General features: G+C 43.7%; 17 protein-coding genes. 1 reads left to right on the top strand and 16 read right to left on the bottom strand.

Translation table 11 applies throughout. The features are described from left to right. The first annotated feature begins 69 nt into the window (after nucleotides 1-69). Nucleotides 70-1,530, top strand: a complete 1,461-nt coding sequence (locus Xind_RS03560; RefSeq protein WP_222941711.1) for a TrkH family potassium uptake protein — start codon at nucleotides 70-72, stop codon at nucleotides 1,528-1,530. 217 nt (nucleotides 1,531-1,747) lie between these two features. On the opposite strand, the gene ybeD is transcribed toward Xind_RS03560, so the two are convergent. From ybeD to lnt, 16 genes are all read right to left on the bottom strand, one after another. After that, nucleotides 1,748-2,011, bottom strand: coding sequence for a DUF493 family protein YbeD (ybeD, locus tag Xind_RS03555; protein WP_047683163.1), 264 nt, complete (start codon nucleotides 2,009-2,011; stop codon nucleotides 1,748-1,750). Nucleotides 2,012-2,119: 108 nt separating this feature from the next. Then, the gene (gene dacA, locus Xind_RS03550; protein WP_047683164.1) at nucleotides 2,120-3,358 is read right to left on the bottom strand and encodes a D-alanyl-D-alanine carboxypeptidase DacA; all 1,239 of its coding nucleotides are present in this window, start codon (nucleotides 3,356-3,358) and stop codon (nucleotides 2,120-2,122) included. A 192-nt stretch (nucleotides 3,359-3,550) separates the two neighbouring features. Beyond that, entirely contained in the window at nucleotides 3,551-4,504 is a 954-nt protein-coding gene (gene rlpA, locus Xind_RS03545) for an endolytic peptidoglycan transglycosylase RlpA (RefSeq protein ID WP_047683165.1), read from the bottom strand. Nucleotides 4,505-4,516: 12 nt separating this feature from the next. Beyond that, nucleotides 4,517-5,629: a peptidoglycan glycosyltransferase MrdB gene (gene mrdB / locus Xind_RS03540; protein ID WP_187649496.1), complete on the bottom strand. Its 1,113-nt coding sequence runs from the start codon at nucleotides 5,627-5,629 to the stop codon at nucleotides 4,517-4,519. Between the two features lie 17 nt (nucleotides 5,630-5,646). Further along, nucleotides 5,647-7,593, bottom strand: a complete 1,947-nt coding sequence (gene mrdA, locus Xind_RS03535) for a peptidoglycan DD-transpeptidase MrdA (RefSeq protein ID WP_231571468.1) — start codon at nucleotides 7,591-7,593, stop codon at nucleotides 5,647-5,649. A 36-nt stretch (nucleotides 7,594-7,629) separates the two neighbouring features. Continuing rightward, complete coding sequence (rlmH, locus tag Xind_RS03530; RefSeq protein WP_187649495.1) at nucleotides 7,630-8,100, bottom strand: 23S rRNA (pseudouridine(1915)-N(3))-methyltransferase RlmH; 471 nt, start codon at nucleotides 8,098-8,100, stop codon at nucleotides 7,630-7,632. A 2-nt stretch (nucleotides 8,101-8,102) separates the two neighbouring features. Further along, nucleotides 8,103-8,429: a ribosome silencing factor gene (gene rsfS, locus Xind_RS03525; RefSeq protein WP_081989069.1), complete on the bottom strand. Its 327-nt coding sequence runs from the start codon at nucleotides 8,427-8,429 to the stop codon at nucleotides 8,103-8,105. A gap of 99 nt (nucleotides 8,430-8,528) precedes the next feature. Further along, on the bottom strand, nucleotides 8,529-9,200 hold the full coding sequence (nadD, locus tag Xind_RS03520) for a nicotinate-nucleotide adenylyltransferase (RefSeq protein ID WP_187649494.1): 672 nt from the start codon (nucleotides 9,198-9,200) through the stop codon (nucleotides 8,529-8,531). Next, nucleotides 9,184-10,251 (bottom strand): DNA polymerase III subunit delta, encoded by a 1,068-nt coding sequence (holA, locus tag Xind_RS03515; protein ID WP_187649493.1) that lies wholly within the window; start codon nucleotides 10,249-10,251, stop codon nucleotides 9,184-9,186. Before holA ends, nadD begins: the two co-directional genes overlap by 17 nt. Continuing rightward, the gene (gene lptE / locus Xind_RS03510) at nucleotides 10,248-10,793 is read right to left on the bottom strand and encodes an LPS assembly lipoprotein LptE (protein WP_052189607.1); all 546 of its coding nucleotides are present in this window, start codon (nucleotides 10,791-10,793) and stop codon (nucleotides 10,248-10,250) included. Before lptE ends, holA begins: the two co-directional genes overlap by 4 nt. A 67-nt stretch (nucleotides 10,794-10,860) precedes the next feature. Then, a complete protein-coding gene (gene leuS / locus Xind_RS03505) occupies nucleotides 10,861-13,455 on the bottom strand; it encodes a leucine--tRNA ligase (RefSeq protein WP_187649492.1) in 2,595 nt (864 codons plus the stop codon). Nucleotides 13,456-13,649: 194 nt separating this feature from the next. Beyond that, nucleotides 13,650-14,375, bottom strand: coding sequence for an amino acid ABC transporter ATP-binding protein (locus tag Xind_RS03500; protein ID WP_047683174.1), 726 nt, complete (start codon nucleotides 14,373-14,375; stop codon nucleotides 13,650-13,652). Continuing rightward, nucleotides 14,375-15,049 carry a glutamate/aspartate ABC transporter permease GltK gene (gltK, locus tag Xind_RS03495; protein ID WP_047683176.1) on the bottom strand — a complete coding sequence of 225 codons (675 nt, stop codon included), beginning with the start codon at nucleotides 15,047-15,049 and terminating at the stop codon, nucleotides 14,375-14,377. Before gltK ends, Xind_RS03500 begins: the two co-directional genes overlap by 1 nt. Before the next feature lie 2 nt (nucleotides 15,050-15,051). Further along, nucleotides 15,052-15,792, bottom strand: a complete 741-nt coding sequence (locus Xind_RS03490) for an amino acid ABC transporter permease (protein ID WP_047683178.1) — start codon at nucleotides 15,790-15,792, stop codon at nucleotides 15,052-15,054. 88 nt (nucleotides 15,793-15,880) lie between these two features. Next, nucleotides 15,881-16,768 carry a glutamate/aspartate ABC transporter substrate-binding protein gene (locus tag Xind_RS03485; protein ID WP_047683180.1) on the bottom strand — a complete coding sequence of 296 codons (888 nt, stop codon included), beginning with the start codon at nucleotides 16,766-16,768 and terminating at the stop codon, nucleotides 15,881-15,883. A gap of 498 nt (nucleotides 16,769-17,266) precedes the next feature. Continuing rightward, nucleotides 17,267-18,796, bottom strand: a complete 1,530-nt coding sequence (gene lnt / locus Xind_RS03480; RefSeq protein ID WP_047683182.1) for an apolipoprotein N-acyltransferase — start codon at nucleotides 18,794-18,796, stop codon at nucleotides 17,267-17,269. Nucleotides 18,797-18,798 lie beyond the last annotated feature (2 nt).

Below are 18,798 nucleotides of genomic sequence, written 5' to 3'. Positions count from 1 at the left end.
TTTAGATTCTATATTATCATAGTTATATATTTCGACGATTTCCCCCTTGTTTTCTGTTTGAGCTAACAGATGATCAGAAAAAACCAACTCCTGATTGTTGGGCATCTTTGCAGTTCTCTGGTGCTCCTATACAGCCTCTCAATGTTGCTGCCTGTTTTTTTCGCTTTGTTTTATAAAGAAAAAAGTGTTTTTGCGTTTTTCGAAACGTTTATTATTGGAATGATCTTTGGAGGTGTTGGGTGGTATTTCACCCGAAAAACTAAAGCACAACCCAGTACTCAAGATGGGTTCCTTATCATCGTCTTATTTTGGTTACTTTTTTCGTTGCTTAGTGCCTTGCCCTTCGTACTGGATAAGAATCTGAATATCAATCTTGTGGATGCCATGTTTGAAGGTGTATCTGGTATTACAACGACAGGGGCAACAGTACTAAATGATGTTTCTTCACTGCCTAAGTCTGTTCTTTATTACCGAGCTCAGCTCAATTTCATCGGCGGTTTGGGCGTTATCGTGCTTGCCGTAGCTATTTTGCCGTTGCTTGGTATTGGTGGTGTAAAGCTTTATCAATCAGAGATGCCCGGACCGTTTAAAGAGGAACGATTAACTCCTCGCCTTGCAGATAGTGCCAAAAGTTTATGGGTAGTTTATCTGTTGTTAGGTGGAGTATGCTCGTTCAGCTTCTGGGCCGCCGGGATGTCCTGGTTTGATGCCATTTGCCATGGAATATCAACGGTCTCTTTGGGGGGATTTTCGACCCGCAATGAAAGTCTTGGCTATTATGATAATTCCCTTATTGAAATGGTGGGAGGGATTTTCTCAATATTATCAGCGGTTAACTTCACCCTCTATTTTGTTGTCCTGACACGAAGAAGCATTAAACCCTTACTGAAAAATGCCGAGTTTCAATTCTTCTTGCTGGTACTTTTCATCGTGATTTGTATTATTTGGCTGGAGTTGTACCGTTCTGGAATGTATGGTTTGAAAGATGCTTTTGTGCATGGTTTTTTCATGACCAGTTCGATGATGACAGACAATGGTTTGGCAACTTCAGATTATGCACAATGGCCACCTCACACGATGTTGCTGTTATTGGCGATAAGTTTCTTTGGTGGCTGTGTTGGTTCGACTTGTGGAGGTATTAAGGCGCTGCGTTTTCTGATCCTGACAAAACAAAGTTTCAGTGAGATTAATCAGCTTATTCATCCGAACGCCATTTCAACGATTAAAGTAGGTAAATCACCAGTGCAGGAAAGGGTACTTCGTTCCGTCTGGGGCTTTTTCTTCTTGTATATTTTTTGCAGCTGTTTCTTTATTTGGGCACTGAATCTTCTGGGATATGATCTGGTAACTTCATTTGCCACGGTTGCCGCATGTATCAATAACATGGGAGTCGGTTATGGTGAGACAGCACAAGGTTTTGGCAATCTCGATGTTGTGGCGAAATGGATGATGTGTGCAGCTATGTTATTGGGAAGACTGGAAATTTATCCTATTCTGATTTTGTGCTCGAAAGCGTTCTGGCGTTTTTGACTGGGGCGTTAGTATAGGGTACTGATAGCGTTTCCCTCTGTACCACCATTGCTATTTTCATTGGTGTGCCTTATTTCATTATGCTGTTGCAGCGGCAGGTGAGAATAGGAAGCTGAAAAAATCGCTGACTTTTTGTCAGCGATTTTTTATAGAAGTGGAATTTGCAGAAGTAGAAATTATCACGGTACTATTTATTCATTACAACATTACTTATTCATTACAATACTACGCGTACCAGTTCCAGTTTGCCCAACTCTTCATACAGCGTTTCAACCTGCTCAATATGAGTTGCATTGATAGTAATAGAAACAGAGTGGTAATTACCTTTGCTGCTTGGTTTCACTGCTGGGGAGTAATCGCCCGGCGCATGGCGCTGAACCACTTCAATAACTTGATCCACCAGCTCAGGTTGAGCTAAGCCCATCACTTTGTAAGTGAATGAGCAAGGGAACTCAAGCAGTTCATTTAATTTTGTTTTCATGGGCGCTCCTGATTTATTAACCACGGCAGAATGAAAGATTCTGCCGTGGCGTGATTATTTTCCAACAATTTATATTAATATAAGGTTCAATGCTCAGCTTTCAAGGTTTCAGCCAAACCAGTGATGGAATGCCAATCGGATGTAATCGAAAATACGGCTAAAGAAACCACCCTCTTTTACTTCCTGCATCACGACTAATGGGCGTTGTTCGATCGTTTTACCATCAAGTTGGAAATTGATTGTGCCGACTACCTGATCTTTGGCGAGAGGAGCATGTAGTTCATTGCTATTTAATACATAGCTGGCTTTTAGATCTTTCAGGCGACCACGAGGAATAGTCAGATAAACATCCTTCTCGACACCCAGTTGGACTTTATCAGTATCGCCAAACCAGACCGGTTCAGAAGCAAATTCTTTATCTGCTCGTAGTGGTGAGACAGTTTCAAAAAAACGAAAACCCCAGGTCAGTAGTTTCTTACTGTCAGTTTCACGGCCTTTGAATGTTGGGCTACCCATTACCGTAGCAATCAGGCGCATGTTACCTTCAGTAGCAGAGGAAACAAGGTTATAGCCAGCACCGCTGGTATGGCCGGTTTTGATGCCGTCCACATTCAAGTTTTTATCCCATAGCAAACCATTGCGGTTGGGCTGGCGGATGTTATTGTAAGTGAATTCTTTCTCTTTATAGATGGCATATTCATCCGGTACTTCGCGGATCAATGCCTGACCAATCAACGCCATATCATGGGCAGAACTGTATTGGCCTTCGGCATCCAGACCGTGAACAGTTTGAAAATAGGTGTTTTTCAGTCCTAAACTCTGAACATATTTATTCATCAGACTGACGAACGCATCCTGACTACCTGCTACGTAGTCCGCCATTGCTACACAAGCATCATTACCGGATTGCAGGTTAATACCACGGGACAGCATAGCGACGGAAACTTGATCGCCGGGCTTCAAAAACATCAGAGAAGAGCCTTTGAATACAGGATTTCCCGTTGCCCAGGCATCCTTACCTACCGTAACGATATCATTCGGTCCAATTTTCCCTGATTTGATGGCTTGCCCAATAACATAACTGGTCATCATTTTGGTCAGGCTGGCAGGATCACGACGGACATCTGAATTCTTTTCGGCCAATATTTTTCCTGAATTGTAATCAATCAGAATATAGGCTTCGGCATCGATCTGCGGCACTCCGGGGATCATGGTTTTGAAATTATCATCCGTATTAGCGAATGCAGAAACACTGGTGACCAGAGCAAGACTCAGGGCTGCATTTTTAATAAAACGGGAAGTAGCTATACGGGAAGTAACTATACGAGAAGTAACTATGTATTTCATGATTGATTAGATAACATCCGTGAGAGAAGCATTGATAGTAAACCACATAATAACAAATGACAAAAAGCGTGACATTAAACAAAATTGGAAGAGATGAAGATTTGCATTTTTTTACTTGGTTTTTTCTCCCTGCTGATATTAATCAGAAGAACAAATATCAGCAGGGAGCAGACTAATCAGAAAACAATGTAATCAAGGGGCAACAATAAAGGAAGATTGGTGCATTTGGTCAGTTAATTTTTTTTGCATTTGTGCTGCTTGCTGACGGCTACTAAAAGGCCCTAGCTGAACACGATGAACATTACCAAATTGGGTCACACGTCCCGGTACATTAAAGTGTTGGCTTAATAATTGCTGCCATTCTTTGGCTTTTTGTTCAGAACTGACAGCACCAACTTGTACCATATAACTAGATGAAGTGGCTGAGGCTGATTCAGGGATTGTTTTCTCTGATGGTACAGGAGGTTGATTTTCTTTATTTCCAGACAGATTTTGGTTTGAATTATTCTGTTCAGGAGAATCCGGCGTCATGTTTGTGACAACTCCCATTGATGGAGAGTTAAGGACAGGCCTGTCAGGTAAAGCATAGCTTTGTTTGACAATAGTTGAACCCGCTGTCCCTAAACCAGAAAGCGAACCATCAGGAGCAACCTGAATGCCATCCAGTTTCACCCGACTTTGCGGCATCAAATTCAGCCGTTCGGCAACAGCTCGTGATAATTCAATCACTTTTCCTGGTTTATTGTAGGGACCGCGATCATTAACTCTGACGATTATCATGCGCCCATTGCTTAAATTGGTGACGCGTACATAGCCTGGTATTGGAAGTGTTGGGTGAGCAGCCGTCAATGCATAAGGACTGGCTCGTTCTCCAATTGTTGTCAATTTTCCATTCGTTTCTTCACCCAATACGCTGGCATAGCCTGTTTGAGTAAATTGGGCAGGATCCTGAATGATATGATAGTTTTCTCCATCCCTGCTGTAATCCCGGTTAGCACTTGGATGGTAAGGCTCATATACAGGCTCAGCTCCCAATACATCACGGGTCGGAACTGGCGGAACAGAAGAAGCGCCTCTTTCATTGTTTGTTGTGCAGCCTGAAATCAGTACAGCCACTATGCTAAGAATAAGCCATTGTTGACGCATGAAATTTCTTCCTCATAGACTTTTGGATAATAACTTGCGATGAGTATGTATCGACATGATAATGCCGAATCCCGCCATTAAGACAATTAACGCAGAACCTCCGTAGCTAATCAGGGGCAGAGGTACACCAACTACAGGTAAAATACCGCTAACCATGCCGATATTCACGAAGACATAGACAAACAATATCAATATCAGTCCCCCTACCATGACACGGCCGAAGGTGTTTTGTGCGTTGGCAGCGATAAACAGGCCGCGAATGAGGATTATTAGGTAAAGTGCCAATAAAACAAGGACACCGATCAATCCCAATTCTTCCGCTAAGACAGCAAAAATAAAGTCGGTATGGCGTTCAGGTAAAAACTCTAATTGTGATTGTGTGCCTTGTAACCAGCCTTTTCCAAATAACCCACCTGATCCAATAGCAATTTTTGATTGAATGATGTGATAGCCTTTACCCAAAGGGTCACTTTCTGGATCTAACAACATCATGACCCTGGCTCGTTGGTAATCATGCATTAAAAAAAACCATAAAATCGGCAGGAAACAGGCAACCAGTAAAACGGCAATAGCAATTAACCGCCAGTTCATTCCTGCCAGAAACAGGATAAACAACCCGGAAGTCGCTATCAGGATAGATGTACCTAAATCAGGTTGTGCAGCGACAAGCAGAGTAGGCAAGAATATCAATACTAAGGCAATTCCAGTATTTTTCAGGGAAGGAGGGCAAAGGTCACGATTTATAAAGCGTGCAATCATCAAAGGGACAGCGATTTTGGCAATTTCTGATGGCTGAAAGCGTACAATGCCTAAATCCAGCCAACGCTGAGCCCCTTTACTTATTTGCCCGAAAACATCAACAAAGATAAGTAGCATGACACAGACAATATAAAGATAAGGTGCCCAACTTTCGTATATGCGAGGGGGTACTTGAGCCAGGGCAACCATGACCACTAAGCCAATGAGCCCCTGCCCGATTTTACGTTCCATCATGTCAATGTCTTGTCCACTGGCGCTCCACATAATGAAAAGACTATAGGCCAGCAGTGCCAGAATACAGAGTAGCAGCGGGATATCTATATGTATTCTGGTCCAGAAAGGAACTTTTTTCTGCGATTCTGTCATAGCATTACTCAATTAGCTTATGTTCTGGTAGCGGGTTTTTGGGTAGATGGTTTTTCGCCAACGGGTTCTCCTGTAGACGATTTTCTACTTTTATTCGCTGACTCAGTAGATGAAGTGCCTGTATTATTCCTGATTAGAATATGATCCAGAATTTGGCGCACAATAGTGCCAACAGGTGGCCCTGCTCCTCCATTCTCCAAAATAATGGAAACCGCAACGGTTGGATTATCGTAAGGAGCAAAAGCAATCATTAGCCTATGATCCCGCAGATGCTCTGCGAGTTTACTCGCATTATAGGTTTCATATCTGAACACCTGCGCCGTACCGGTTTTTACTGCGGCCTTATAAGGAGTACCGGCAAAAAATCTGCGTGCTGTGCCATTGGGGGCATTAGCGACACCATACATGCCATCTTTGGCAATCTCCCAATACCCAGAATGAATATCTCCGATTGGCTCACTGACAGGAGGCTGATAAGGATGTATGTCACCATTTACCCGTGTTCCCAGTAAAAAATGCGGTGTTTTTACCTCGCCATCATTAATCAATATCATCAGGGCTTTTACCATCTGCATAGGTGTGGCCGTCCAGTATCCCTGACCAATGCCAACAGATATCGTATCTCCTTGAAACCACGGTTTTTTATAACGTTTTTGTTTCCATTCTCGGGTCGGCATGTTACCCGCCGCCTCTTCTTTCAAGTCAATACCGGTTAATTGACCAAAACCAAATTTTGTCATCCAGTTGGAGATCCTATCAATACCCATATCATAGGCTAACTGATAGAAAAAGGTATCTGCTGATTCAACAAGGGATTTATGCACATTCAAAAGACCATGCCCATAACGTTTCCAGTCACGATAACTCATATTAGAGTTAGGCAATTGCCACCAGCCTGGATCATTGATGGTTGTATTCTTTGTGATGACACCACTACTTAGTGCTGCAACAGCGATAAAAGGTTTTACTGTTGAGGCGGGAGGGTAAGCACCTTGTGTTGCACGGTTAATCAATGGGCGGTTGGGATTATTGAGCAGAGCTTTATAATCCTTACTGGAAATGCCATCAACAAACAGATTGGGGTCATAGCTTGGGTTGGATACCATTGCCAGAACTTCGCCGGTACGGGGATCTGTGACAACAACTGCTGCGCGGCTGGTTGTCAGTATCTCTTCAATATAAGTTTGTAGCTCTAAGTCTATTGATAGATAGATATCTTTGCCCGCTTGTGGTGGTTGCTCATGTAACTGGCGAATAACTTTACCACGGTTATTGACTTCAACTTCTTCATAACCGGGTTTTCCATGTAGAACAGATTCGTAATAGCGTTCAATACCTAGTTTGCCGATGTCATGAGTCGCGGCGTAATCCGGCAAAATTCCCTCTTTGTCGAGTCGCTCTACGTCTTTGTCATTAATTTTGGAAACATAACCGATGACATGGGTGAGGGCAGAACCATAAGGGTAATAACGACGTTGGTATCCTTTGATTTCCAACCCTGGGAAGCGGTATTGATTGACAGAGAATCGGGCAACCTGCACCTGAGTCAGTGATGTTTTCAGGGGGATTGAGGTGAAGCGGCGTGCGCGCAGCCTCTCTTTTTTGAAATTTTCGATATCTTCATCGGTTAACCCGATGATGGAACGCAACTCATTTAAGGTTTTATCAAGATCAGCAACTTTTTGGGGTACAATCTCCAACTGGTAAATCGTACGGTTAGCTGCCAGTAGTGTGCCGTTACGGTCATAAATGAGCCCCCGGCTTGGGGCAATGGGAACAAGTTTAATACGGTTCCCATTTGAGCGAGTTTGATAATCTTCGTGGCGGGTGATCTGGAGATTATAGAGATTGGCAATCAGAACCCCTGTTAAAAGGATAATGCCGACAAACGCCACGAGCGCGCGGCGTATAAAAAGGGCTGATTCAGCCGTATGATCGCGAAAAGGGGTTCGTTTCTTTTTCATCCCATTACCAGAACTCACGGTGATAGATTACCTAATTTATTCCCGATGATAAGGGTGATTAGTTGTGATGCTCCATGCCCGGTACAAGCTTTCGGCAACCAAAACCCGTACCAGAGGATGTGGAAGAGTCAGTGGAGAAAGAGACCAGCTTTGTTCTGCGGCGGCTTTACAGGCAGGCGCTAAACCTTCCGGGCCTCCAATCAGCAAACTGACATTTCTGCCGTCCTGTTTCCAGCGTTCAAGTTGTTGTGCCAACTGGGGAGTATCCCAACGAGATCCGGGGATATCCAGTGTAACAATGCGATTGCCTTTATTGACAACCGACAGCATCTGTTCGCCTTCTTTTTCCAGAATACGTTTGATGTCGGCGTTTTTGCCTCGTTTCCCAGCCGGAATTTCAATTAATTCGAATGGCATGTCTTTGGGAAAACGATGCAGGTAATCCGTAAAGCCGGTCTGCACCCAGTCCGGCATTTTTGTTCCTACAGCGACAAGTTGTAACTTCAAACTCAGCTCCAGAGTTTTTCCAGTTCATACATGCGACGGCTGTCTTCCTGCATGACATGTACCATCACTTCGCCGAGGTCAACAACGATCCAATCTGAAATGCCTTGCCCTTCGACACCCAGAGGCATGATGCCCGCTTTACGGCAGTCATCAACAAGATTGTCTGCGACTGACATCAGATGGCGACTTGATGTACCAGTGCAGATAACCATGCAGTCTGTAATACTGGATTTTCCTCGAACATCTATAGAAACAATATCCTGTGCTTTGGAATCTTCAAGTTTATCAATAATAAATTGTTGTAGTTCTGTGCCTTGCAAAAGGATCACCTTAATTTCATCAAATTAGTTGTGTAACGTAGAATAATAGCATGTCCGTCTCTATAAACGTAAGCAGCTCAACGGGGAAATCCCATAATGATTTAACTATCAGCTATATAACTTACGTGAATCAATATAATTTTGTATTGATGGAGGCAGTAAATCATCACAGTTCAAACCTTGTTGATGACGCTGACGTATATCAGTTGCTGAAATGTCTAATAACGGAGTTTCAGCCAGGTAAATATAACCATGTGATTTCTGGCTTAATGGGGTTGGAGTATCAACTTGGTGTTGTTCAAGCCATTTCTGCATTTTTGGGGTTGCCAATTGTTTTGCATATCCTGGACGGGAGCAGACCAATAGATGACAGATATCCAATAATTCTGTCCAGCGATGCCATGTATGGATAGATTGCAGAGAGTCTTGTCCTATGATGAATGCCAATGGACATCGTTCCCCAACTTCTTCACGGAATGATTTCAATGTTTCGATGGTGTAAGAAGGTGTCTGACGTTGTAATTCCCGAGTATCAACTGTGAAAAGCGGGTTATCCTGTACCGCCAGATACACCATTTCCAACCGTTGTTGAGGAGACGCTTCGGGTTGAGGACGGTGTGGTGGGACATGATTAGGTAACAAAATAACTTGCTTAAGACCTACTTGTTTCGCTAATGCTTCCACCGGGAGCAAATGGCCATAATGGATAGGATCAAAAGTGCCACCAAATAACGCATGAATAATCGGTGAATTTAAGGATGAATTAGTGGTATGAAGCATTCAAAAAGCTCTCTGGTAATATTTTTCCGTGCGTTTTTCCGAGGGTGTTTCCGTATAGTAACAGCATAGAAAGTGTTTCCAGGTCAGCCCAAATCGATTGGCCATAATCCTGTTTGATGCACAGTTCCATCTGGGTTAACAAATATATAGCCGAGTGTAGATCTTGTAATGACAGCCGCTGTAATGCCGTTGTCAGAAGCGTCCGGCGGTTTTGCCACACTTTATGTTGATCAAACAGTGTCTTCAACGGTGTCGTTTTTTCCTGACGCTTAAGTGTCAACAGCAGCATAAGTTCCCGCTGTATCGTGCGGAGTAAAATAATTGCTTCGGTATCTTCTTGTCGTAGTTGTTTCAGGATATGCCATGCCCGCTTGATCTTGCCTGCCAGCAGAGCATCAACCCAATGATAAGGAGTGAAATGTGCCGCATCATTGACTGCGTCTTCAACTCGATGAAGAGTTAGCCGATTATCGGGGTAGAGTAATGAAAGGCGTTCTAATGCTTGAGACAGTGCCAGCAGGTTGCCTTCGTAGCAATAGCATAATAATTGGTTAGCTTCATCTTCCAGTGACAAGCCCATACTTTTAGCGCGTTGTGCCACCCATTGGGGAAGACGATTTTGTTCCGGGTTAAGGCAACTGACATAGACACCATTCTTTCCAATTGCTTTGAACCAGGCGCTGTTTTCTTGTGCTTTGGTCAGTTTATGCCCACGCAGTACTAACAGAATATCTTCATGCAATAATTCAGAAAGTTTGGTCAGACGTTCGGCCATTGCCGTATTGGGGCCATTCTCAGGTAATAACAAAGTAATTGACTGACGGCTGGCGAAAAGGCTGAGTGACTGACATAGGCTGAAGATTTCATCCCATTCGGTATGGTTATCCAATGAAAACGAGAAATGTTCTACAAAGCCATGCTGTTCAGCCACTCTACGAATGTTGTCCTGACTTTCCTGTAGCAACAACGGTTCGTTGCCCCATAACAGGTAGCTGCTTCGCAGCCCTTCATTGAGCTGCGAAAGAAGTTGTTCAGGATAGAGTCTGATCATTGTTTTTGCGTAGTTGCTGCTTGCTGTTTTTTAGCCGATTTTAGCTGTTCTGCGCTTTGAACTGTCAGCAGTTGGCGTATAAGCTGGCGGGCAGCTTGTTCACGCATTTCTTGCTGAACCAGTTCATTTTCTGCATCTTTTGCCAGGGCTTCCAATGGGTTATCGAAGAAAGCGCGATCAACCCTTGCCTGCAATGGATAGATGCTGCCATTCGGCATCAGAACTTGTGCATCAACATTCAGTACTAGCTGACGTTCTGCTGCTTTACCATCCTGAAATACTGATACAGTGTCTTTGTTTTCACTTGAACCTAACAGTTTCAGGATCGGAACAGAGGCACTGGCCTGTTCAACAATTTTGACGTCATTCAGACGTAATTGCTGGCGTACTGCTCGTGCCAATGGTCCGTATGGATCACTTGAACTTAATTGTAACGTCTGAAGTTCTTTTGGTACTTGTGTTGTGCCACGAAGGTGAAAACCGCAGCCAGCGGTGACCAGCACCGCTAACCCCAGCAACAACGTGAAAATACGATGCCGCATATTCTTTCCTATCACATTTACTGCCACGCTTTTTATCACAAGAATGGCCTCCCATTATCAGCTAATATCAGCCAACGACCAGATTTAGCAATTTGCCCGGAACATAGATGACCTTACGAATACCAACGCCTTCAAGATATTTCGTTACGCTGTATTCTTGAGTGGCCATCTCCTGAACGTACTCTTTTGTCGCATCTGCCGGTACAGTAACGCGTCCACGGACTTTACCGTTAATCTGGATGATGACCAGTTTAGTATCATCAACCATTGCCTGTTCATCAGCCTGCGGCCATTCGGCAACATCAATGTCACTTTCATTACCGAGTGCTTTCCACATAACGAAACAAGCATGTGGAGTGATAGGTGAAAGCATACGCACAATTGCTGTCAGCGCTTCTTGCATCAGAGCACGATCCTGCTCTGTTTCCTGTGGTGCACGGGTCAGTTTGTTCATCAGTTCCATGATAGCGGCAACTGCGGTATTGAATGCCTGGCGGCGACCGATATCATCAGTAACTTTAGCTATCGTTTTGTGCAGATCACGACGCAAATCTTTCTGCTCTGTTGTCAAGTTAGCAATATCCAACAGCTGAGGTTCGCCTTTGTCTGCGTTTTTATTAACGTGCTCATGAACCAGACGCCATACACGTTTCAGGAAACGGTTAGCCCCTTCCACACCAGACTCTTGCCATTCCAGAGTCAGCTCTGGTGGTGCAGCGAACATCATAAACAAGCGAACGGTATCTGCGCCATATTTATCAACCATAAGTTGTGGATCGATACCGTTATTTTTGGATTTTGACATTTTGCTCATGCCAGTATAGATCAACTCATGACCCGCCTGATCCATTGCTTTTATGATGCGGCCTTTTTCATCACGTTCAATAATTGCATCGGCCGGTGACACCCAAACTTTTTCACCGTTGCTGCCGATGTAATAGAAAGCATCAGCCAGAACCATGCCTTGACACAACAGACGTTTTGCTGGTTCATCAGAATTAACCAGGCCTGCGTCCCGCATCAATTTGTGGAAGAAACGGAAATACATCAGGTGCATGATAGCGTGTTCAATACCACCGATATATTGATCCACTGGCAGCCAATAGTTAGCGGCAGCAGAATCAAGCATACCTTTGTCGTAATCCGGGCAAGTATAGCGTGCGTAATACCATGATGATTCCATAAAGGTATCGAAGGTATCGGTTTCACGCAGAGCCGGTTGGCCGTTGATAGTGGTTTTTGCCCACTCAGGGTCAGCTTTGATTGGGCTGGTAATGCCATCCATCACAACATCTTCTGGCAGGATCACTGGCAGTTGATCTTCAGGAACAGTTACAACAGTACCATCTTCCAGTGTTGCCATTGGAATTGGTGCCCCCCAGTAACGCTGACGAGAAACCCCCCAGTCACGCAGACGATAGTTAACTTTGCGTTTGCCAACGCCCATCTCAACCAGCTTATCTGCGATGGCATTGAAGCCTTCTTCGTGGCTCAATCCACTGAACTCACCGGAATTAACCAGAGCATTTTTATCGGTGACAGCCGCTTCCTGAACCGTTGGTACGTTACCATCGTTATCCAGAATAACCACTTTCATTGGCAGGTTGTATTTAGTGGCAAACTCCCAATCGCGTTGGTCATGGGCTGGAACTGCCATAACAGCACCCGTGCCGTATTCCATCAGTACGAAGTTAGCAACCCAGATAGCGATGCGTTCATGGGTTAATGGGTGGATGACGGACATACCGGTTGACATGCCTTTTTTCTCCATAGTTGCCATGTCTGCTTCGGCAACTTTGGTATTACGGCATTCATTGATGAATTCAGCCAGCTCTGGATTATTTTCCGCAGCTTGTTTTGCCAGGGGATGACCTGCGGCTACGGCAACATAGGTCGTTCCCATAAAGGTATCTGGGCGGGTAGTATAAACGGTCAGTTTTTCTTGGCTATCAGCGACATCAAAGGTGATTTCGACACCTTCAGAACGACCGATCCAGTTACGCTGCATGACTTTAACCTGTTCAGGCCAGTCTTCCAGCTTATCCAGATCATTTAACAGTTCTTCTGCATAATCGGTGATTTTAATAAACCACTGTGGGATTTCTTTGCGTTCTACCTGGCTGTCACAACGCCAGCAGCAGCCATCAATAACTTGTTCATTTGCCAGAACTGTCAGGTCATTTGGGCACCAGTTAACAGCAGAGGTTTTTTTGTAAACCAGTCCTTTTTCATACAACTTAGTAAAGAACCACTGCTCCCAGCGATAATACTCTGGTGTACAGGTTGTGACTTCACGATCCCAATCATAACCGAATCCCAGCATTTTCAGCTGATCTTTCATGTATTCGATGTTGGAATAAGTCCACGGAGCCGGGGCGGTTTTGTTCTTAACTGCAGCGCCTTCTGCTGGCAGGCCGAATGCATCCCAACCGATAGGTTGTAGTACGTTTTTGCCAAGCATACGCTGGTAACGGGAAATCACATCACCAATAGTGTAATTACGAACATGGCCCATATGTAGTCGGCCAGAAGGATAAGGTAGCATAGACAGGCAATAGTATTTTTCTTTGCTGCTGTCTTCGGTCACTTTAAAAGTTTGCTTCTCTTGCCAATGAAGCTGGACTTGTTGCTCTATGTCTTCTGGACGATATTGTTCTTGCATGGCACCGATAATCCTATGGTGAGTAATAAAGCTACGCTTTTAGCGAGCGTGTTTGTTTATGAAATTTAGGATGACATAGCATAGCGGATAGGAATTGGGGCAACAACACTTGTTATAGGAAGAACACGGAAAATTACTGAATTTAGTCATGGTTTAAAGTCGGCGGTAACGTATTATCCGCCGACAGAGGTAAATTAGTGCAGGATCTTCGCCAGAAAATCACGGGCACGTTCTGATTGAGGGTTGGCGAAGAACTCTTCTTTCTTGCTGTCTTCGACAATAGTGCCTTCATCCATAAAGATAACGCGATGGGCAACTTTTTTGGCAAATCCCATTTCATGGGTAACAACCATCATGGTCATTCCTTCGTTAGCCAGTTTAACCATAACATCCAGGACTTCATTGATCATTTCTGGATCAAGGGCGGAAGTCGGTTCGTCAAACAGCATGGCGATGGGATCCATGCAAAGCGCACGGGCGATGGCGACACGTTGTTGTTGCCCACCAGAAAGTTGGGCAGGAAATTTATTGGCGTGATTTGCCAATCCAACACGCTCTAATAGCTTTAAGCCTTTTTCAGTCGCAGCTTGTTTATCACGCTTTAAAACCTTGACCTGAGCCAGTGTCAGATTGTCTATGATAGACAGATGGGGAAACAGTTCAAAATGTTGAAACACCATGCCAACTTTGGAACGTAGTTGAGCCAGATTTGTGCCTTTATCATTCACGTTTGTTCCGTTTACCCAAATTTCACCTTGCTGGACAGCTTCAAGGCCATTGACTGTTTTTATCAGCGTGGATTTACCGGAACCAGAAGGCCCACAGACTACCACGACTTCGCCTTTTTTGACTTCAGTTGAGCAGTCATTCAGAACCTGAAATTGGCCATACCACTTGGATACATTTTTCAGGGAAATCATTAAATAATCCTTTTCTTCAAATAGTTAACCAGCATGGAAGCGGAAAAACTAATCACAAAATAAATAAAACCGGCAAACAGAACCATTTCAATCTGTGTGCCATCGCGCTCACCGATATTGGCTGCTGTACGGAAAAAATCGGCCAGACTCAATACATATACCAGAGAGGTATCCTGAAATAATACAATGCCTTGTGTTAGCAGTAATGGGATCATCGCACGGAATGCCTGTGGCAAGATGACCAGACGCATGCTTTGCATATGCGTCATTCCCAGTGCTAATGACGCAGATGACTGACCACGGGAAATACTCTGAATACCAGCCCGAATAATTTCGGAATAATAGGCTGCTTCAAAGAGCGAGAACGCTACCATTGCAGAGATTAAACGAATATCAGTTTTTGGTGATATGCCTAGAACGTTTTGGACTAAGTTAGGTACAATTAAATAAAACCATAACAATACCATTACCAGTGGTACAGAGCGGAAAAGGTTGACATATAAGGTGGCAAACCAGCTCAGTACCTTAATGGAAGAAAGTCGCATAACTGCCAGAGCCGTTCCCCAGGCAATACCGATGATAATGGCTATTATGGTAATTTCAGCAGTGATGATTAACCCGTCTAACAACAGGGGAAGGCTAGGAATAATGGAACTCCAGTCAAATTGATACATTCTCATCGTCCCCCCATGTTGCCCGGCAACCGTATTTTTTTCTCAAGCATACTCATTGCAAACATGATAACGAGATTGATACCAACATATGCCAGAGTGATTGCTGTAAATGTTTCATACGCATGCGCTGAATAATCCAGTAATTTTCCTGCTTGTGCTGCCATATCTACCAAACCGATGGTTGAGGCAATCGCGGAATTTTTCACCAGATTAAGCATTTCTGATGTCATTGGTGGCGTAATGACACGATAGGCATTAGGTAGCAGGACATAACGGTAGGTTTGTGGCAGGGTCAAACCCATTGCCAGCCCTGCGGCTTTTTGTCCTCGTGGCAGTGATTGAATGGCTGCACGAACCTGTTCGCATACACGGGCCGCAGTGAAGAGCCCCAGACAAATTACCGAGGAAAGGAAAAATTGGATATTGGGATCCAAATCCATCTTGAACCAATGACTCAGGTCTTTAGGCAGGAATTCTGGTACAACCAGATACCATACAAAAAACTGGACGATAAGAGGAATGTTACGGAACAGTTCAACGTAACAGGTTCCTAGCCCTGCCAGAAATTTATTCGGAACAGTACGAAGAATGCCGAAAAACGAACCGACAATAAACGCAATAATCCAGGCGCAGATAGAAAGAGCAATTGTCACCTGCAATCCAGAAATGATCCACCCAAGGTAGGTGGTATTACCAAAAGGGGCTTCTTGCAGAAAGATGCCCCAATTCCAATCAACTGACATACGCATGCTCCCTGAAACATAAAAAAAATGAGGTAGGGAACGACTACCTCATACCCGTCGTGCCAATAAAATCGGGATCTTCGGTTTATTAATTTAGAGACTTATCATTTGGTGCTTTAAACAAAGCGTTCATTTCGTCTGGCAGAGTGAAGTTCAGGTTCAAATTCTTAGGTGGAATTGGCGCTTTGAACCAGCGATCAAACATTTTTTCTGCCCGACCAGAAGTTTGTATTTCTGCAACAGTGTCATCCAGTAACTTTTTGAATTGAGGATCGTCTTTGCGCATCATACAACCGTAAGCTTCTTTGGATTGGGGTTCACCGACGATAATCCACTGATCAGGTTTTTTTGCTTTTGCCCGTTCGCCTGCCAGTAGTGCATCATCAACCATGAAGGCAACAGCGCGGCCTGATTCCAGCGTACGGAATGAATCGCCATGATCTTTTGCACTAATAATGCGCATTTTCATTTTCTTTTCGTCATTAAGTTTATTCAACAATATCTCAGAAGTTGTGCCTGCACTTACAACGACATTTTTTCCAGTCAGATCGTCAAATCCTTTGATCCCTGAATCCTTATTAGTCAGCAGGCGGGTGTTGACGATAAAGATGGTATTGGAGAACGCAGCTTGTTTTTGGCGCTCAGGGGTGTTAGTGGTTGAACCACATTCAAAATCAAAAGTACCGTTTTGTAGCAATGGAATACGGTTTTGAGAAGTGACAGGGATCAGCTTAACTTGCAGGTTGGGCACATTAATTTTTTTCTTAATTGCCTCCACAATTAAATTGGAATAGTCCTGGGCGTAACCGACAACATTCTGTTTACCATCATAGTAAGCAAATGGAACAGAAGATTCTCTGTGTCCGACAGCAACAACACCACTGTCTTTGATTTTTTTTAATGTTCCAGTCAATTCCTCAGCATGGACAGCCCCTACTGCGCTAAGCAACATCATGGTTAACATCAATTTACGCATACATAGCTCCTTCATTTGGTTGTTTTGCGCAACTTATTTTGTACAGTTTGTTGTGTACAATGGGTTTTCTACAAACTGCTTTGCGCAAAGTTGGGTTTGCTTGCACATATTGGTGCTTCTGTTTTTATAAAAACGATTTTTTGAATTATTTTGTGTATGGGTTGTAAAAAAATAATTCATAATGTTACTTTTTTTAAACCATATGTTTTCATTTCGCGAGCCACTTCGCACTAAAAATAAACAATTTTGTTTAAGTGTGATTTTGAGGTGAAGAATTTTTAATCTTGTTCACAGTTTCTACTTTTTAGGATTAACTATTTTATTTTGGGTATTATTTAATTTTTTCTTTTATAAAAGTATTTATGTTTTGATATTAAATATGATGGGTAATATTTATTGAGATTATCAAGATGAGAACGTAAAAAATATAAGTCCAGTTAATAAATTAAACTTCTGGACTTATATTGGGTATTTTCTGGAATATTGCTAAAAAATTAGCTAGATTTGGCGACGGTTGCTTATCAAACCGAATAAAATAAACAAGATGGTTATTCCCCAGACTGGCCAATTACCGAATCGGAAATAAGGTGTAATACCGCTGGCTGGTGTGACTTTAGTTGCCAAAACTTGACGAGTAAATTGTGGAATTTCGGCTTGTATTGAACCATCGGGTTTGATTACCGCTGTAATTCCGTTATTTGTCCCTCTTAACAGAGGACGGCCCAGTTCAAGGGAACGCATACGCGCCATTTGGAAATGTTGCCACGGCCCAATAGAACGTCCAAACCAGGCATCATTGGAAACAGTCAGCAGAAACTCTGTATTGGGTTTGAAGTTATCACGGACTTGTTCGCCCAAAATAATTTCATAGCAGATTGCGGCGGTAATTTCGTGTCCCGCAACAGAAAGCTGAGGTTGGATATAATTTCCCTGGCTGAAAGAGGACATTGGCAGGTTAAAGAAAGGAGCCAATGGGCGCAGTAATGATGCCAGAGGAACAAACTCACCAAATGGAACAAGATGATGTTTGTCATAGCGGCTAATCGCCGGATATTGGTAAGGAGTGTTTTCCCCTAACACAATGATACTATTATAGAATTTGTATCCATCCAGTGTAGGACGTGCATCGGGAATACCTGTAATCAGGCTAGTGTTATGTTGCCTGAGTAGAGTATCCAGCTTGGTCAGAAAATTATTTTGATTGTGCTCGTAATCAGGTATAGCCGCTTCTGGCCAGATAATAATAGGGACTTTGCCGATAAAAGGTCGGCTATGATCCAGATAAATATCCAGGGTTTTCCCCAATACGGAGGGATCCCATTTTATTTCCTGAGGAATATTGCCTTGTATCAGTGCTACATCGGTTGATTTTTCCGGCATCAGGGTATACCACTGATAATGTCTCATTGGCCACGGCAGCAGTAAAAAGATAATGGCAGCGATGGCAGATGAGCGTTTTTTATGAATGGCAGCAAAAACTAACAAGCCACTGCTCATCATTAGCAGGAAAGTGATACCTTCTACTCCGAAAATCGGGGCAACTGCTTTCAAGGGACCATCAATCTGGCTATAGCCAAATTGTAGCCACGGAAAACCCGTTAATACCCAACTCCGCAAAAATTCAGTGCATTGCCATAATGCAGGGCTGGCGATGATTAACCTCATCCCATTTGAGGTCGGGAAAAAGCGGTTAAGCAGCCCGGCAAACAGGGCGGGATAAAGAGCGAGATAAGCGGAAAGCAGGATCACCAAAAAGATATTAATGGCGGTTGGCATGCCTCCGAAATTCGCGATACTGACATAAACCCAGTTTATGCCACTACCAAACAAGCCAAGGCCCCAGCAGAAGCCAATAAAGAGCGCTTGTCGGGTAGTCCGGTTAAGTGTCAGGATTTGCAGACCACAGAGAGAAACAAGAGCTGTGGGCCAGAAGTCAAAAGGTGAAAAAGCCAGTGTTCCACTGGCTCCGAAGAAAAGTGCCAGCAAAGCACGCAGCCGCTGGCAACTCATTAATGAGGCTTTGTTCATCC

This window comes from Xenorhabdus indica (assembly GCF_014467235.1).
Classification (GTDB): Bacteria; Pseudomonadota; Gammaproteobacteria; order Enterobacterales; family Enterobacteriaceae; genus Xenorhabdus; species Xenorhabdus indica.
The sequence above is the reverse complement of the archived record's forward strand: the minus strand, read 5'-3'. Positions and strand labels throughout refer to the sequence as shown.

Bases quoted from the DNA above. Each gene is read 5' to 3' on its own strand.
- Xind_RS03560 (WP_222941711.1), top strand. From the start codon at position 70: ATGATCAGAAAAAACCAACTCCTGATTGTTGGGCATCTTTGCAGTTCT.
- ybeD (WP_047683163.1), bottom strand. From the start codon at position 2,011: ATGAAAACAAAATTAAATGAACTGCTTGAGTTCCCTTGCTCATTCACT.
- dacA (WP_047683164.1), bottom strand. From the start codon at position 3,358: ATGAAATACATAGTTACTTCTCGTATAGTTACTTCCCGTATAGCTACT.
- rlpA (WP_047683165.1), bottom strand. From the start codon at position 4,504: ATGCGTCAACAATGGCTTATTCTTAGCATAGTGGCTGTACTGATTTCA.
- mrdB (WP_187649496.1), bottom strand. From the start codon at position 5,629: ATGACAGAATCGCAGAAAAAAGTTCCTTTCTGGACCAGAATACATATA.
- mrdA (WP_231571468.1), bottom strand. From the start codon at position 7,593: ATGAAAAAGAAACGAACCCCTTTTCGCGATCATACGGCTGAATCAGCC.
- nadD (WP_187649494.1), bottom strand. From the start codon at position 9,200: ATGCTTCATACCACTAATTCATCCTTAAATTCACCGATTATTCATGCG.
- holA (WP_187649493.1), bottom strand. From the start codon at position 10,251: ATGATCAGACTCTATCCTGAACAACTTCTTTCGCAGCTCAATGAAGGG.
- lptE (WP_052189607.1), bottom strand. From the start codon at position 10,793: ATGCGGCATCGTATTTTCACGTTGTTGCTGGGGTTAGCGGTGCTGGTC.
- leuS (WP_187649492.1), bottom strand. From the start codon at position 13,455: ATGCAAGAACAATATCGTCCAGAAGACATAGAGCAACAAGTCCAGCTT.
- Xind_RS03500 (WP_047683174.1), bottom strand. From the start codon at position 14,375: ATGATTTCCCTGAAAAATGTATCCAAGTGGTATGGCCAATTTCAGGTT.
- gltK (WP_047683176.1), bottom strand. From the start codon at position 15,049: ATGTATCAATTTGACTGGAGTTCCATTATTCCTAGCCTTCCCCTGTTG.
- Xind_RS03490 (WP_047683178.1), bottom strand. From the start codon at position 15,792: ATGTCAGTTGATTGGAATTGGGGCATCTTTCTGCAAGAAGCCCCTTTT.
- Xind_RS03485 (WP_047683180.1), bottom strand. From the start codon at position 16,768: ATGCGTAAATTGATGTTAACCATGATGTTGCTTAGCGCAGTAGGGGCT.
- lnt (WP_047683182.1), bottom strand. From the start codon at position 18,796: ATGAACAAAGCCTCATTAATGAGTTGCCAGCGGCTGCGTGCTTTGCTG.